The sequence below is a fragment of the Halorubrum sp. SP3 genome (genome assembly GCF_005435195.1).
Taxonomy (GTDB): Archaea; Halobacteriota; Halobacteria; order Halobacteriales; family Haloferacaceae; genus Halorubrum; species Halorubrum sodomense.
The window spans coordinates 532-1,118 of sequence record NZ_SGTU01000070.1 but is presented as its reverse complement, the minus strand read 5'-3'; the positions used below and the strand labels follow the sequence as shown (position 1 = coordinate 1,118).

Sequence of the window (587 nt, the reverse complement as noted above, 5' to 3'; positions counted from 1 at the left end):
TTGAAATCCTCGGTGTCAAGGACTCACTTCCTCAGTATGACCACCCACATCGCGACCTTCGGGAGGAACTAGACCTTGACACTCCAAAGGCGACTGTTGAGCCGTCGGCGTCGCTGGAGAGACTCGGAATAGAAGCAGCCCGACACCTCGAAAGGATTGAAGCCAACCTCCAGTCTTGTGCGGGTGCCATTGACGAAGCAGTGTTTGATTGCTTCGACATTACTGAGGATCAGCGTGAGACTATTCTTCGGGAAATTGCTCTCCGAACAAACGAGGACCCTCGAGAGCGCGGAGAGTATGATCCTGAGACAATTACCGAACCGACCGACGACTTCCCACAGATGGTCAAGGACCTCTTGCTTCATGTCACAATACATGCGGTCCACGAGGACGATGACGGGATTGTTCCTCTATCCGACGTTGACGGTGAAGGGGATCTACTCACACGTATAGAAGAAGAATTTGAACGTATCTTTGGCGAATATGCCGACGCCCGCCTAGCGGAAGTTGATGAGGTTCTCGGAAGCAAGTCCGCTGGCGAAGAGGCTTACCCGAACCTCCGGGAGTGGCTCGAGAACGAACTCTTC

The 587-nt window shown here is 53.3% G+C and carries 1 pseudogene; it reads left to right on the top strand.

The window, feature by feature from the left end:
- A pseudogene (locus tag EXE42_RS18680) lies at positions 1 to 587 on the top strand (SAM-dependent methyltransferase); the annotation flags it as partial.